This window comes from Metabacillus litoralis (genome assembly GCF_003667825.1).
Taxonomy (GTDB): Bacteria; Bacillota; Bacilli; order Bacillales; family Bacillaceae; genus Metabacillus; species Metabacillus litoralis_B.
This window is the reverse complement of the sequence record NZ_CP033043.1, coordinates 4842063-4856407: the sequence shown is the minus strand read 5'-3', so window position 1 is coordinate 4856407 and position 14345 is coordinate 4842063. Positions and strand designations below refer to the sequence as shown.

12 protein-coding genes, 1 pseudogene and 1 riboswitch are annotated in these 14345 nt (G+C 35.0%); of the genes and pseudogenes, 6 read left to right on the top strand and 7 right to left on the bottom strand.

Annotated elements, in window-relative coordinates; genetic code table 11:
* Window positions 1-167 precede the first annotated feature (167 nt).
* The 4 genes from nhaC (at window position 168) to sda (ending at window position 5762) form a co-directional block, all read left to right on the top strand.
* Window positions 168-1535: a Na+/H+ antiporter NhaC gene (nhaC, locus tag D9842_RS23790; RefSeq protein ID WP_121664594.1), complete on the top strand. Its 1368-nt coding sequence runs from the start codon at window positions 168-170 to the stop codon at window positions 1533-1535.
* 177 nt (window positions 1536-1712) lie between these two features.
* Window positions 1713-1892, top strand: a riboswitch (cobalamin riboswitch).
* Between the two features lie 127 nt (window positions 1893-2019).
* Complete coding sequence (locus tag D9842_RS23785) at window positions 2020-4311, top strand: ribonucleoside-diphosphate reductase subunit alpha (RefSeq protein ID WP_121664593.1); 2292 nt, start codon at window positions 2020-2022, stop codon at window positions 4309-4311.
* Window positions 4312-4374: 63 nt separating this feature from the next.
* Window positions 4375-5421, top strand: coding sequence for a ribonucleotide-diphosphate reductase subunit beta (locus D9842_RS23780; RefSeq protein WP_121664592.1), 1047 nt, complete (start codon window positions 4375-4377; stop codon window positions 5419-5421).
* A gap of 176 nt (window positions 5422-5597) precedes the next feature.
* Window positions 5598-5762 carry a sporulation histidine kinase inhibitor Sda gene (gene sda / locus D9842_RS23775; protein WP_121664591.1) on the top strand — a complete coding sequence of 55 codons (165 nt, stop codon included), beginning with the start codon at window positions 5598-5600 and terminating at the stop codon, window positions 5760-5762.
* 102 nt (window positions 5763-5864) lie between these two features.
* Here the strand turns inward: sda and D9842_RS23770 are convergent, their stop codons facing one another.
* From D9842_RS23770 to D9842_RS23750, 5 genes and pseudogenes are all read right to left on the bottom strand, one after another.
* Window positions 5865-6533 carry an HAD family hydrolase gene (locus D9842_RS23770; RefSeq protein WP_121664590.1) on the bottom strand — a complete coding sequence of 223 codons (669 nt, stop codon included), beginning with the start codon at window positions 6531-6533 and terminating at the stop codon, window positions 5865-5867.
* Window positions 6534-6633: 100 nt separating this feature from the next.
* The gene (locus tag D9842_RS23765) at window positions 6634-6795 is read right to left on the bottom strand and encodes a transcriptional regulator SplA domain-containing protein (RefSeq protein WP_121664589.1); all 162 of its coding nucleotides are present in this window, start codon (window positions 6793-6795) and stop codon (window positions 6634-6636) included.
* Between the two features lie 87 nt (window positions 6796-6882).
* A pseudogene (locus D9842_RS23760) lies at window positions 6883-8511 on the bottom strand (MDR family MFS transporter).
* Window positions 8512-8709: 198 nt separating this feature from the next.
* Window positions 8710-9306, bottom strand: a complete 597-nt coding sequence (locus D9842_RS23755) for an undecaprenyl phosphate transporter UptA (RefSeq protein WP_121664588.1) — start codon at window positions 9304-9306, stop codon at window positions 8710-8712.
* A 131-nt stretch (window positions 9307-9437) separates the two neighbouring features.
* Entirely contained in the window at window positions 9438-10334 is an 897-nt protein-coding gene (locus tag D9842_RS23750) for a YitT family protein (RefSeq protein ID WP_121664587.1), read from the bottom strand.
* A gap of 263 nt (window positions 10335-10597) precedes the next feature.
* Here D9842_RS23750 and D9842_RS23745 point away from each other — a divergent pair, with 263 nt between their 5' ends.
* Both D9842_RS23745 and D9842_RS23740 read left to right on the top strand, forming a co-directional pair.
* Complete coding sequence (locus tag D9842_RS23745) at window positions 10598-11248, top strand: cobalamin B12-binding domain-containing protein (RefSeq protein ID WP_121664586.1); 651 nt, start codon at window positions 10598-10600, stop codon at window positions 11246-11248.
* Between the two features lie 5 nt (window positions 11249-11253).
* Window positions 11254-11997: an STAS domain-containing protein gene (locus D9842_RS23740; protein ID WP_162987544.1), complete on the top strand. Its 744-nt coding sequence runs from the start codon at window positions 11254-11256 to the stop codon at window positions 11995-11997.
* 130 nt (window positions 11998-12127) lie between these two features.
* Here D9842_RS23740 and D9842_RS23735 read toward each other — a convergent pair whose 3' ends face one another.
* A complete protein-coding gene (locus D9842_RS23735; RefSeq protein WP_121664584.1) occupies window positions 12128-12772 on the bottom strand; it encodes a class F sortase in 645 nt (214 codons plus the stop codon).
* 66 nt (window positions 12773-12838) lie between these two features.
* Complete coding sequence (locus tag D9842_RS23730; protein ID WP_121664583.1) at window positions 12839-14197, bottom strand: copper amine oxidase; 1359 nt, start codon at window positions 14195-14197, stop codon at window positions 12839-12841.
* Window positions 14198-14345: the final 148 nt, after the last annotated feature.

Here is a 14345-nt window from a genome sequence, read left to right as displayed (position 1 = left end):
ATTTTGATGCACTTCAATTCCAAAGAATAGTATATCAATAAAACAAAACACAAAATATCTTTATCTATTTAATCATTTTCTTAATTTGATTGACAGAAAAAACTAGATTGGTATAATACTTTTGTACGAAAAAGCACAAAAGCGTTCAAGCTATAAAGGAGTATATCATGAATGATCAAATAAAAACCTTTACCTTTCAACAATCGTTACTAGTTTTGTTACTAGTATTAGCAACGATATTTGCCAGTTTATTTGTATTAAAAACAGAACCACATATTGCCTTACTTGTTTGTTTAGTTCTAATCTCAATCATTGGCTTACTTCATAAATTCAAATGGAAAGAATTAGAGACAGGTATTGTCCAAGGAATACAAAATGGAATTCAACCTATTATTATATTGGCACTTATAGGTGTATTAATTGGTGCTTGGATGAGTAGTGGGACAATTCCAACAGTTATGGTTTATGCTTTAACTGTTATTAATCCAGAATACTTATTAATGACCTCCCTTTTTTCATGTATGGTCATTTCAAGTTTAGTAGGAAGCTCCTTTACAACAGTTAGTACAATTGGTGTTGCTTTAATGGGAGCAGGTATGGCAGCAGGCTTACCAATTGAATGGGTTGCTGGAGCTATCATTTCAGGCGCATGCTTTGGTGACAAAATGTCTCCAATGTCCGATACAACAAACTTCGCTTCTGGTGTTTCATCTGTAGATTTGTTTACTCATATAAGACATATGACATTCACTACTTTACCTAGCATTCTAATTGCAGCCGTGATCTTTTTTATTTTAGGTCGGGTCACACCTATTGACTTTACGTCAATAGATGACATGAAAAACATGATAACTATTATAGAATCTCAAGTTAACATTAGCATCATCACATTGTTTTCACCTCTTATAGTCATTATTCTCGCTATAAAAAGAGTTGCAGTTATCCCATCTTTAGTGATTGGTATTATAACAGCAGGAATAACAGCCATCGTTTTTCAAGGATTAATGCTGAATGAATTTCTAACAGTTTTACAAAATGGAACTTCTTATTCTATAGAAAATGAACAGGTTAGTAATATGCTAAACCGGGGTGGCCTACAATCAATGATGTGGTCCATCTCACTTATCTTAATTGCCTTTGCCTTCGGTGGATTACTTAATGCATTACGCATTATCCCTACACTATTAAATGGATTAATTGACCGTATACAATCAAAGGGACAGCTTATTTTATCAACTGCCGCTTCATCGTTTGGCGTAAACCTATTAACCGGTGAACAATACTTATCAATTCTTATCCCAGGTCAATCATTTAAAGGTCTTTACGATAAAATCAAGCTTGACCGCAAATATTTATCACGAACACTTGAAGATGCCGGAACATTACTTAATCCCTTAATTCCATGGGGAGTTAGTGGAGCTTTCTTCGCTCAAACACTTGGTGTACCCGTTTTAGCATTTTTACCATTTGCGTTCTTTTTATATCTCTCACCAATATTAACAGTTATATATGGATTTTTTAGTAAACGTGTATAAAGAAAGGGGCTGTCATTATTTTGACAGCCCCCTTTCCTTTACAAGTTTCTATCAAACTAGATAATTTTCGACAAACGAAAACAATTGGTTGATTATTTTGTATATGTGCTATATCATGGAAATATATCTAATTATAACTATATATTGATTTATCAACCAAAACATAAAACTATATATTGTATTTTACAAGATTCAGGTGCCAATTAAGGCTGAAAAGGGAATCTGGTGCAATTCCAGAACTGTCCCCGCAACTGTAAATGTGACGAATTGAGAAATCCACTGTACATATTAGGTATGGGAAGGACTCATAGTAGGACGAGCATAAGTCAGGAGACCTACCTATATCTTGTGGAAGTTTCAATTTCTTCGGGGACTGAGAAGGTGAGACGATAGCTGATCATTGAGGCTCTTTTTGCCTTGAACTCTCCTCTGTCGTTTTATCTCTCTCCCTGTGTTACTAATTCAACAGATGGAGGAATATTTTATGAGCATCGCAACATCAACATCCCCTATTATTTATAACAACAAAAACGACCAGGAAGCATTTGACATATCCAAATTAACTTCATACATTGAAAGCATTCATCAAAACTTCCCTTCTTTACATATAGATGACTACTTAACACGAATCCAAAACACGATCGTACAAAGAGAGTCTTATACTACAGATCAACTTACTAATTTACTCATTCTAGAAGGCTTGTCAAATATAAATGAACAAGAGCCAGAATGGACATACTTTTGTGCGCAAATCTACTTATCAAAACTGTATAAAGAAGCTGCAGAAAACAGAGGTTATGATAAAAAGCAAAAATATGGAGATTTTTATGATTTAGTGAACACTCTCGTTTCAAAAGGACTCTATAGCTCTAAGCTTCTTGAACAATATTCTCAAAGTGAACTTTCACAAATTGGTTCCTTTATTAAGCCGGAAAATGATAACCTCTTTACATATATTGGCCTAAGAACATTAGCAGATCGTTATTTAACACGTGATTTTAGTAAACAAACATATGAACTGCCTCAAGAGCGTTTTATTATTATTGCAATGACATTAATGGCAAATGAAAACAAAGATCATCGTCTTGAGCTTATAAAACAGGCGTATTGGGCAATGAGCAACCTTTATATGACCGTTGCAACACCTACTTTATCAAATGCAGGAAAACCTGTTGGTCAATTATCGAGTTGTTTTATTGATACAATCGATGATAGTTTACAAGGAATTTTTGATAGTAACACTGATATTGCCAATCTTTCAAAATCTGGTGGAGGTGTTGGTGCATATCTAGGAAAAATTCGAAGCCGTGGTAGTGATATCCGCGGGTTCAAAGGCGTGTCTTCTGGTGTTATTCCATGGATGAAGCAGCTTAACAACACTGCTGTTAGCGTTGATCAATTAGGTCAGCGTAAGGGAGCCATCGCTGTTTACTTGGATGTGTGGCATAAAGATATCTTTTCATTTCTTGATTCTAAGCTGAACAATGGTGATGAAAGAATGCGGACACATGACTTATTTACTGGTGTGTGTATTCCTGATGTATTTATGGAGCAGGTTGAAGCACGTGGTGATTGGTACCTATTTGATCCCCATGAAGTTCGTAAAGTAATGGGCTTTAGCATCGAAGATTATTATGATGAACAAAAAGGACAAGGAAGCTTCAGAGAACGCTATTGGGAATGTGTTCAAAATGAACAGTTATCTAAGGAAAAGGTCCCTGCGATTGATATTATGAAGCGAATTATGATCAGTCAGTTAGAGGCTGGTACGCCATATATGTTCTATCGAGATGAGGTAAACCGCAAGAATGCCAACTCACACCAAGGAATGATTTATTGCAGCAATTTGTGCACAGAAATCACACAGAATCAAAGTCCTACAACAGTTGAAGAGCAATTCACTGAGGATGGAAAAATCATTACAGTAAAAACACCAGGTGATTTTGTTGTATGTAACCTTTCCTCTATTAACCTTGCAAAAGCTGTTACAAATGATGTTTTAGAAAAACTTATTCCTATCCAAGTAAGAATGCTGGACAATGTTATTGATCTTAATACCATTCCTGTTCTTCAAGCTAGATTAACAAATGAAAAATATAGAGCAATTGGTTTAGGAACATTCGGCTGGCATCATCTTCTTGCCCTAAAGCAATTAAAATGGGAAAACGAGGAAGCTGTTTCCTACGCGGACAAGCTATATGAAAGAATTTCTTATCTAACGATTCAAGCTAGCATGGAGCTTTCAAAAGACAAAGGCGCTTATCCTGTATATAAAGGCTCCGACTGGGAAACAGGCTCCTACTTCGATAAAAGAGGCTATTCCTCAAATAATAGTGATTTAGATTGGGATACTCTAAAGGAAGATGTTCAAAGTCATGGAATACGTAACAGCTATTTAATGGCAGTTGCGCCAAATGCATCAACTTCAATTATTGCAGGCAGTACAGCGAGTATTGATCCAATATTCCAAAAGGTTTACTCAGAAGAGAAGAAAGATTATAAGATTCCAGTTACTGTTCCAGATTTGAATTCTGAAACAACTTGGTATTATAAATCGGCCTATTTTATTGATCAAAAATGGAGCATCAAACAAAATGCTGCAAGACAGCAACATATTGATCAATCCATTTCCTTTAACATATATGTGCAAAACACAATAAAAGCTAAGGATTTACTTGATTTACACATTACAGCATGGAGAGAAGGATTAAAAACTACGTATTACTTACGTTCAACTTCTAGCACAATTGAAGAATGTGACTCATGCGCAAGTTAATAAGAGGAGCGTCTTTAGTTTTGAGACGCTCTATAAACTTTTTTCAAATAAAGGAGTAATTCTATGCAAAACACCACATTATCGAAGCGCAAAATTATGGATGCAAATGCTCCCAATCGCTCAACAGCTATTATTAATGGAGAAAGCTCAAACGTTTTAAACTGGGATGACGTTGCGTTTCCTTGGGCATATCCTCGTTATAAAAAAATGCTTGCCAACTTCTGGACACCATTTGAGATCAATATGGCTCAAGATATTAAACAATATCCAAACTTAACAAATGATGAGCAGGATGCATTTTTAAAAATTATTGGTCTTCTTGCCCTTTTAGATAGTATTCAAACTGATTATGCGGGAAAAGTATCAGACTACATTACTGATTCAAGTATAAATGCATTAATGATCATGCTGGCACAACAGGAAGTTATTCATAATCACTCGTATTCTTATGTATTATCTAGCTTAGTATCAAAACAAAAGCAAGATGAAGTCTTTGAATATTGGCGAAATGAACCTATATTAAGAAAGCGTAATGAGTTTGTCACAAACGGATATCAATCATTTGCTGAACAGCCAACTGTTGAGCATCTTCTAAAATCAATTGTATATGATGTGATATTAGAAGGTCTTTTCTTCTACTCGGGATTTGCCTTCTTCTATAATCTAGCACGCAATCAAAAAATGGTAGCAACTAGCACGATGATTAACTACATAAACCGGGATGAGCAAATTCATGTTGATTTATTTGTTCAAATTTTTAAAGAAGTATTAAAACAATATCCTGAGTATGATACCGAAGAGCTTGCATCGTTTGTCAAAGAAACGTTCATTACTGCTGCTGAGCTAGAAATTGAATGGGGACGTTTTATTATAGGCAACAAAATGGATGGAATTAATATTCAAGATGTTGAGGACTATATTAAATTTTATGCAAATGTCCGTTGCAATCAGCTGGGATATGAACGCCCATTTGAGGGATATCGCTCCAATCCGTTGAAGTGGATCAAAGCATATGAAGAAGTAGATCTTGGCAAATCAGATTTCTTCGAACAAAAATCAAGACAATATACGAAGGTCAATCATGTAGATAACGGCTTCGATGACCTGTAATGACAAAGGTATAAAAGTTTAAACAAACGTTTATTTAATTGTTTTTATCTCATATATCGTTACTCTTATCTTATAAAAAACTTAAACAAAATTTCTACATCTTTTTACATAAAGTCGTTTAACAGTGTACTCTATGTGGTAAATAAATAGAGAGCGATAAAGTAAAGGATGATAATATGAGGTTTTCAAAACTATCAGATACAACTTTATTAAATAGTTTTCATGAAGCTAGTAAATTACATTTAAGTCCAGATTTTATTAAGTTGCTAGAAAAAGAGATTAACGAAAGAGGACTTAACAAACCAAATTTCCTAAAAAAACAATTAAAGAAAATTAATTAATATTTATAGGCTGCCCCACCAATTGGGACAGCCTTTTTTGTCGGATACTTTATTTATGATGGGACTTGAGGAAGGCTTGCAACAAACTTTATACGCCTTTACCTACTCCACCTTTCTCTCTCTCTCAATAATATCAATGATCTCAATTAAATCTGTCACACAATAATCAGCAGCAGGAGCATGGCTAAAATGAGTATTTTGCTTCCAGATGGTTTTCATCCCCACTTTTTTTGCAGCTTCGATATCATTTACTGGATGGTCCCCTACAAACATACTTTCATCTGAAGAGACTCCCAATTTAGATAACGCTCTAATAAATATCTCTCGATCAGGTTTTTTAATTCCCTCATTTTCAGAAATCAGCATAACATCAAAATAATTATCTATCTCCAACGCTTTGATATTGTCCATCTGAAATTGACCAAATCCATTTGAAATCATCCCAAGTTGAATATTTTGTTGCTTTATTGTGTCTAACATTTTTTTCAGATGATCAAATGGGGTACAATGTCTTGGGAAAAACGCAAGGTAATCCTGTAGTAATTGAGAGGCTGTTAGATCCTTTATTTTCAACTCTTCAATTAATTGAGCATACACTTTATCTTTCCATACATATCCATGTTGATCTAGTTCTATAAAACGATTAATGTATTGGTCATTTGGTATATGCTTTATATTTAGGCGTATGTACTGATCCTCAATAAATTTTCGAAGCGATAAATCACGATTCAACAATGTACCATCTAAGTCAAACAATATTGCTCTTATCATACGATCCTCTCCTAAATTGAATTCTCTCTATAGTGTAAAATTATACCACTTATACTAAAATAAAGGCTCAAATGATCATCTCATTTGAGCCTTTGGTTTTTTATTCATTCACCGTATCGTCAGATGTTAAATCACTACCCGACAACAGGTGAAATGATTGATCTAGAACTAAAGCCGTATGATTTTTTTCCTTAGGATGCTGAACAACCTGAGCTTGAGCAAATACTTCATTATCATAAAATTCTTGATCTTTTTGATCCATTCATATTCACCTCCATTCTTTCAATCACTACCATTCTTCCACTAATACTTTTCTTTATGTAATTAAAAAAGAGAGGAAATCCTCTCTTTATACAGGTTGCTTTGTAAATGATTGTTTTGCTTGAACTTCTTTCTGCTGCTCTGTATTCTGTGCACTTGAGCTTCTTAAAGGAATTTCTTTTAAGAAGAAAGTAAGAGCAACAGCAGCAATCATGACTATTGTTGCCGTCATGAATACGCCTGATAGTGCAAAGCTTAATGAGTCTTGAAGCATAGTAACGAACTTCTCAAATAAACTTACCATTTCAGCCGGCATGCTTTGCTGAATTTGTGATAGCTTTTCATGATCTAATAGTAACTGTGGATTTTGCAATGCTTGTATGTTTTCCTGCATTTCAGGAGGAACAGAAGCAGCTTGCTGTTGAACATCTTTTAACGATTCAGCCATATTATCACTCATACGTTGATTTAAAACCGTTCCCATTAAAGCAACCCCAACAGTACCACCAATTGAACGGAATAATTGTGATGTTGCTGTTGCAACTCCTAAAAACTTCTGTTCTACAGCATTTTGAACAGTTAAAGTAAATACTGTCATACCTACTCCAATGCCTATCCCAACTAAAACAAGATAAGCAATTAACGTCCATTGTGATGTTTCAGCGTCCATTGTTGTGAACAAGAACATCCCTATCGTTGTTACAATTAAGCCAATAATTGCTTGAAGCTTGTATTTCCCTGTTTTGGAAATGATTTGTCCGCCAATACTACTTGCAAACACTAAACCTAACGTCATGGTCATTGTAATAAAGCTTGAATGAGTTGCAGTAAATCCTAACACCCCCTGCACAAAGTATGGGATATACATAACTCCTCCAAACATCGCAACACCAATTGCAAATCCAATCACATTTGAAATCGTAAAAATACTGTTTTTAAACAAATATAAAGGTAAAATTGGACTTTTTGCTTTTTTCTCCACTAAAACAAAGATAATGAAAGACACAATTGCTCCTGTGAATAGACCGATAATTTGTGAGGAATTCCATTCATATTTTGTTCCTGCCCAAGAGAAAGCCAATAAGGCGGGAACAATTGTCCCAGTGAGAAAAATCGAACCTAGATAATCAACAGATTCCCCTGCCTTCTTCTCCATTTTAGGGAACAATTTCCAAATAAGAATAGCAGCTACAATCCCTAATGGTAGGAACACCCAGAAAACCCATTTCCATTCAAGATTATCAACAATGTATCCACCCAGAGTCGGACCGAATACACTTGAAATTCCAAATACAGCACCCATTGCTCCCTGCCAACGACCCCTTTCACGGGGGGCAAACAAGTCTCCTACAGCTGTAAAGGCTGTTGACATAATCATACCTGCACCAAATCCTTGGATTCCTCGATAAATAATCAACTGAATGATATCCTTAGATAATCCTGATAAGAAGGCACCAATCATAAAAATAAAAATTCCTGTTAAAATAAACGGCTTACGTCCCTATATATCGGATAATTTCCCAACTAAAATCGTCGTAATCGCTGAAGTTAGCATATAAATGGTAAATACCCAGCTATAGTAGTCCAGCCCACCTAAATCAGCAATAATCTTCGGCAACGCATTTCCCACTATCGTTTGGTTAACTGCCGCAAAGAACATTGCACCAATAATGGCGATCATAATTGTAACTTTTTCCTTATGACTTAAGTGCTCCATATTTACACCTCATTTTATTATATTGATTAATATTTAACTAAGTTAAGTATTTAAAGAAATAAAAAGCAGTGATTACTCTTATCACTACTAAATACTTAACTTTAATAATATTTAACTTATAGCATTAATTATTATATTCCGCTATTGTCTAAAAAGCAATACTTTAACAACTAAAAAAGCTATCCAGTTGGATAACTTTTAATTGCTATGAGGATTTTTAAACTTTTTTACAAGGTAATATACAACCGCCAATAATATAGCGGAGCAGGTAAGCGGAAGAAAATATGGTTGTGCTGTTTCTTTGATATACATCCAGTTATTTCCTAACTCCATACCTAAATACAGAAAGAAAATTGTCCAAGGAATCATAGCCGCTACTGTGTAAAATGTGAATTTCCATAATGACATCTTTGATATTCCAGCTGGAATACTAATTGCATGTCTCACAACTGGAATAAATCTAGCTCCAAAAATAACACCTGAACCGTATTTTTCAAACCATGCTTCTGATAATTCTAAATGGTGTTTATTAATCAACAAGTATTTCCCATACTTTTCAAGAAAAGGTCTCCCACCTATGCTACCAAGCCAATATAAAAAAAGTTGAGCCATTGTTCCACCTATCACTCCAGCTACAATAGCTCCAATGAAGCCAATTTTCCCAAGCACGATCATATACCCACCATAACCAAGTACAATCTCACTAGGAATAACCTCAAGCATAAGACCAATTGCAATTCCTAAATATCCAAAACTTGTAAGCCAATCCAAAACATTAAGAATTAAATCCTCCATTCTCTCCCACCCTTACCTATTCTTGTCCATTATTTATGGGTATGAAGGGAAGTAATGAAATAGTCTAATTTGAATTGAAAATTTTGCTCAAAGCAAAAACTCTATAGTCAGCAACTATAGAGTTTCTATATTTAATGAATATCTTTCTTTTTAAATCGGCCACCTCTTACTTCAGCAATATTTGCCACAGCCAAAAAGGCGGACTCGTCTAAATCTTCAACGATCGATTTTAATTTGGCTTCCTCTAACCGCGTAATCACACAGAAAATCACTTTTTTGTTATCACCAGTGTATGCACCTTCACCGTTTAAAAATGTAACTCCACGACCCAAACGAGCTAGGATTGCATCACCTATTTCTTGATAATTCTCACTAATAATCCATGCTGATTTTGATTCATCCAAACCTTCAAGTACGATATCAATCGTTTTAAATGCTATAAAATAGGCGATTAAAGAATACATAGCTCTGTTCCATCCGAACACAAATCCTGCACTACCAAGAATGAAAATATTGAAGAACATAATAATTTCTCCAACGGAAAAAGGTAACTTTTTATTAAAAAGAACCGCCAGTATTTCAGTACCATCCAGAGATCCACCGTATCTTAGAACAATTCCTACTCCAATACCAAGAATGATTCCACCAAATACTGTTGCTAGAAGAACATCCTCTGTAAAAGCTGGAACAGGGTGTAATAAAGCCGTTGCTACTGATAAAACAGATATGCCAAATACCGTAGAAAGGGCAAAGGTTTTCCCAATTTGTTTATATCCTATAAAGAAAAAAGGTATATTTAAAAGAAAGATAAATAGTCCAAGTTTCATACCAAGCAAATGCGATAATATAATCGAAATCCCTACTATACCACCATCAATAACCTGATTAGGCACTAGAAAGATTTCCAAGCCGACTGCCATTAAAACAGCACCTATAAAAATAAAAAGTGTTCTTTTAATAATTTTCGATTTAGACAAACCTTGATGCTTTTTCATTTGTTTCTGAACTTCCATCGGTATTTCTGTCATCAAATTCCCCCTTTATTACTTGTACATTGCAATTTTATATAAATGTTTTTGACTTCTTATCATATCTCTATATTATACCCTAGAATAGGGTATAAGTGGATTAATACGCTTCTCTTCTAACCTACTGTTCATGTCCTAATAGCCAAGAGTCTTAGATTAATAAACATCATGAGTGAACAGCTATAGGAAAAATATGATAAGATAATAACGAAGCAAAATTTACCTATCTAAATATCAAACCCTTTCAAAAATGAGGTGAGATCATGGCATGGAGGGTTCATGAATTTGCCCGTTTCCTTCTTGATGGAGATCAAGATGCAGCATGGGAAATCTTGATTCACGAAGTTAATGAGGAAATCACTCGTAAAGAAGTCTTTGAGGAACTCATTACAAAAGCTATGCAATATATTGGTGATCTTTGGGAATCAAATCAAATAACTGTCGCTGATGAGCATCTTGCTACATCGACTTGTGAATACATAATCGCTAGGTTTAATTACTACACAAAAAACAATCAATTCTTGCAAATGAAACCAAACAAAGCAATGTTTTTATGCCTTGAAAACGAACAACATGATATAGGACTCAAAATGGTTGCACAACTGTTTGAAGAATTTGGTTGGAAAACAAAATTACTTGGTGCAAATTTACCATTAGAGTATGCCTTAAAGGCAGCTGACAAATGGCAACCAAGTGTGATTGGACTTTCTTTTTCGATTTGGTATCATGCAGAAATTCTTAAAACTTATATTAAAGCTTTAGAGGATCTTCCACATCAACCTACTGTTATCGTAGGAGGTCGTCTTTTATCAACATATGACTTTACCTCGCACTGCTCTAGCAAAACAAAATTATTTCCATCTCTAACAGAACTTCAAGGATGGCTCGGGCAACATTCAATACAAGGAGTGTAACTTTCATGCTTACAATCAAACACATCCCGCTTCCTTATTTCACAATTGATCAAGAGTTTAATATATTAGAAGCTTCTGACTTAGCTTCCAAAATCTTTGGTGAAGCATCGAACTTCTTAGATTTAGTTGATATTGAAAGCAAGAGAAAAGCTCAATCTTTACTTTCAGAAAAGCTCATCACAACAGAGATTGTCATGACAACTCAAGAATCACCTTATGCTCTTTATCAAATTAAGGTGAACTGGGAGTACAATCAAGGTCATTTAATATGTATAGAACAAGACAACCGAATTCAAACACTCGTGGACACTGTGGAGCTACATCGAAGACGACTTTCTGAAACGAACTTCGAACTGTTAGAAAAAAAAGAGCAGCTTGAACAATCTCTTACAAAAATCATCGAATTATCAGCACCTTTTATATGTTTAACAAAAGGGCTTGTCCTTGTTCCGTTGTTTGGTGAACTAAATGAGAATATGATCAGATTAAATCATAACCGTTTGTTATCCGAGGTTTCCCAAAATCAAGTAGAACTTGTTTTATTCGATTTTCATGGAATTGGGGAAATAAAAAAAGAGGGTATTCAAACATTTAAAACACTCGTATCTGAGTTAAAATTAATGGGAACAGATTCTTACATGATTGGTTTATCTCCTTCTCACGCAAGATTAATTAATCAATTAGGTATTAAAGCAGGTACTTCGTATATGAAAGACTTACATGAAGCTATTAAAACGTTTATTGTGTAAACTACAACAGGCACTTATTAAAAATCATAGCTTTATTAAATAGATTATATGACAATTGATATTAATGTAATTTAGAATTCTTATAAATGGAGCTCTAACCACTTATGGTTAGAGCTTTATTTATAAGAAATTATTGCTGCTCTACTTTAGCTAATTCTGTATAGACTACTAACCTTTCCTCATGTGTTCCTTTTTCCCTATTAAAATCACCTGTACATGTAATAAGATTTAAATTACTTCTGTAAGAAAAACCAAATATTTTTTCTACAGGTGCAGATTCAGTGTCAAAGCTCTTCTTATCGTAAACAATAAAAGTAAGTTTTTCTCCATCTTCATTCATGACATGAACCTCATCTCCAACCTCTAGTTTATGAAGATGATAAAAAATGGCCGGACCTGTTTTACTATCCACATGACCAGCTAACACAGCATTCCCTTGCTCACCTGGTAATATGCCTTCTTTATACCATCCAACCTGTTCAAATTTTTCTGGAACACCCATTTGGCCATTATCAAGTAACCCTACCTTTTCAATGTCGGCACTCACATTAATAGAAGGTATACTAACTTTGAGTGGTATGATTCCTTCTCTATTGTCTTTAATAATCGGACTATCAATCTCGTCACTTTGGTCCTGATCGGTTGTTTTCTGTTCTGATTCTGCAGTTGTCTGTATTGTTTCAATGTGTGTTCCCATTTCTTCTTTAACACTCTGAGCCCCTTGGCAGCCAACAATGAATATACTGAGAAAGGCAAATAGGTAAATGCATTTCATTGCATACACCTCAATTTTTTTAAAAAATCACGGTTTCGCAAATTGTGAAACCGTGTAAATTTCCTTTTAATTCTGCGCAAATCTTTTTCTAATAACAAGGCCAAGACTAACAATAACAGCAAGCACTAGGCCATATGCAACAAAGTCTGCGGTGTTCATGCTGTTTGCTGTTCCACCCATACCTGTTTTAGGCATTTCTTCAGGCATCATTGACTTAAATTTATCAGGGAATTGATCAACAAAAGCAGCTGATAAACCTTTTGCAGGATTTAGCATATGCGCATATGCCCCACGAACATCTTCATATGCTTTCTCATAATCTCCAGCTACATATGAATCAAATGCAGCAATAAGCTGGTCAACATGCATTTGTAATCCATCTGCAAGAGCGTCAGATTGTAAACGTCCTTCGGTAGCTGTTTCTAAGAATTTTGAAAATTCCCCTCTATAACCATCTAGTTTTTCTAAAGCCTGTGCTTTCGCTTCCTCATCACCAGCACCAGTTGCTTTTACATATTCAACAAAGAAGCCGATATGATCTGACCACATTTTCTTGAACTGTTCTCCTGCTTCAGCTCCATAAACAGATGAGATAGCTGCGGTTAAATCTTCTGTATTTGCATTTAAGGCATTTGCAGCTGCTTCAAAATCATCAGCACCGTCTGCTCCTTGTTGCATAGCGACGACAGCCAATCCTGCATGCTCCGTTAATAAATGATTTAAAGATGCTCTAAGATCTGCTGCAGGTGTTACTGCCTTTGTTTCCTCAAATTTATCTGGATATTGATCTGCTATGGCATTTGATAAACCTTTTGCAACCATATGCATATGATTAATTGCTTCTCTTTCATATTCATAAGCTTTCTCATAATCTTTTGCTAAGTAACGATCAAATGCACCTACAAGCTGATTAACATGCATTTGTAATCCATCTGCCAAACTACCTGCCTCTAGTCGTTCACCGGTTGCTGTTTCAAGAAATTGAGAGAATTTTTCACGGTAAGTATCTAAATTCTTTAAAGCTTCTTCTTTTTTCGCTTCATCATTTTCTCCAGTTGCTGTTACATAATCAACAAAGAAGCCGATATGTTCTTCCCACATTTGTTTAAACTGCTGACCTGCTTTATCTCCATACACAGATGTAATTGCTTTGGATAAGTCCTCAGTATTTGCGTTCAATGCTCCGACTGATGCTTCAAAGTCCTTTGTTGCTAAGGCACCATTTCTCATTACCTCTACAGCGAGATATGCGTGTTCACTAAGCAAGTGGCCTAACGTTGTTCTTAGTTCCACTGCTGGGGTTTCTACTGATGGAGCTGTCATCATTGCGGAATGACTAGTATGATCCTGCGCAAAAGCTCCTTGTACTGGTACTAATAATGATAAACTTAATGGTACTGCTAGAAGTGATTTTTTTAGATTCATTTTTTAATTTCCCCTTTCTGGTTTTCTATTAAGCTAACGAAAGGGAAATTTAAATGGATCACTTTTTTTAAAAAAAGTTTTAAGTTTTTGGGTAAAGCGCAGAATTTAGGCGAATTTATAGATCATTTAGGGTTTTGATTCTAAATTA

Coding starts and splice junctions, on each gene's coding strand:
- D9842_RS23785 (WP_121664593.1), top strand. CDS start 2,020: ATGAGCATCGCAACATCAACATCCCCTATTATTTATAACAACAAAAAC.
- D9842_RS23780 (WP_121664592.1), top strand. CDS start 4,375: ATGCAAAACACCACATTATCGAAGCGCAAAATTATGGATGCAAATGCT.
- D9842_RS23740 (WP_162987544.1), top strand. CDS start 11,254: ATGCTTACAATCAAACACATCCCGCTTCCTTATTTCACAATTGATCAA.
- D9842_RS23745 (WP_121664586.1), top strand. CDS start 10,598: ATGGCATGGAGGGTTCATGAATTTGCCCGTTTCCTTCTTGATGGAGAT.
- D9842_RS23755 (WP_121664588.1), bottom strand. CDS start 9,306: ATGGAGGATTTAATTCTTAATGTTTTGGATTGGCTTACAAGTTTTGGA.
- D9842_RS23750 (WP_121664587.1), bottom strand. CDS start 10,334: ATGACAGAAATACCGATGGAAGTTCAGAAACAAATGAAAAAGCATCAA.
- D9842_RS23765 (WP_121664589.1), bottom strand. CDS start 6,795: ATGGATCAAAAAGATCAAGAATTTTATGATAATGAAGTATTTGCTCAA.
- nhaC (WP_121664594.1), top strand. CDS start 168: ATGAATGATCAAATAAAAACCTTTACCTTTCAACAATCGTTACTAGTT.
- D9842_RS23730 (WP_121664583.1), bottom strand. CDS start 14,197: ATGAATCTAAAAAAATCACTTCTAGCAGTACCATTAAGTTTATCATTA.
- D9842_RS23735 (WP_121664584.1), bottom strand. CDS start 12,772: ATGAAATGCATTTACCTATTTGCCTTTCTCAGTATATTCATTGTTGGC.
- D9842_RS23770 (WP_121664590.1), bottom strand. CDS start 6,533: ATGATAAGAGCAATATTGTTTGACTTAGATGGTACATTGTTGAATCGT.
- sda (WP_121664591.1), top strand. CDS start 5,598: ATGAGGTTTTCAAAACTATCAGATACAACTTTATTAAATAGTTTTCAT.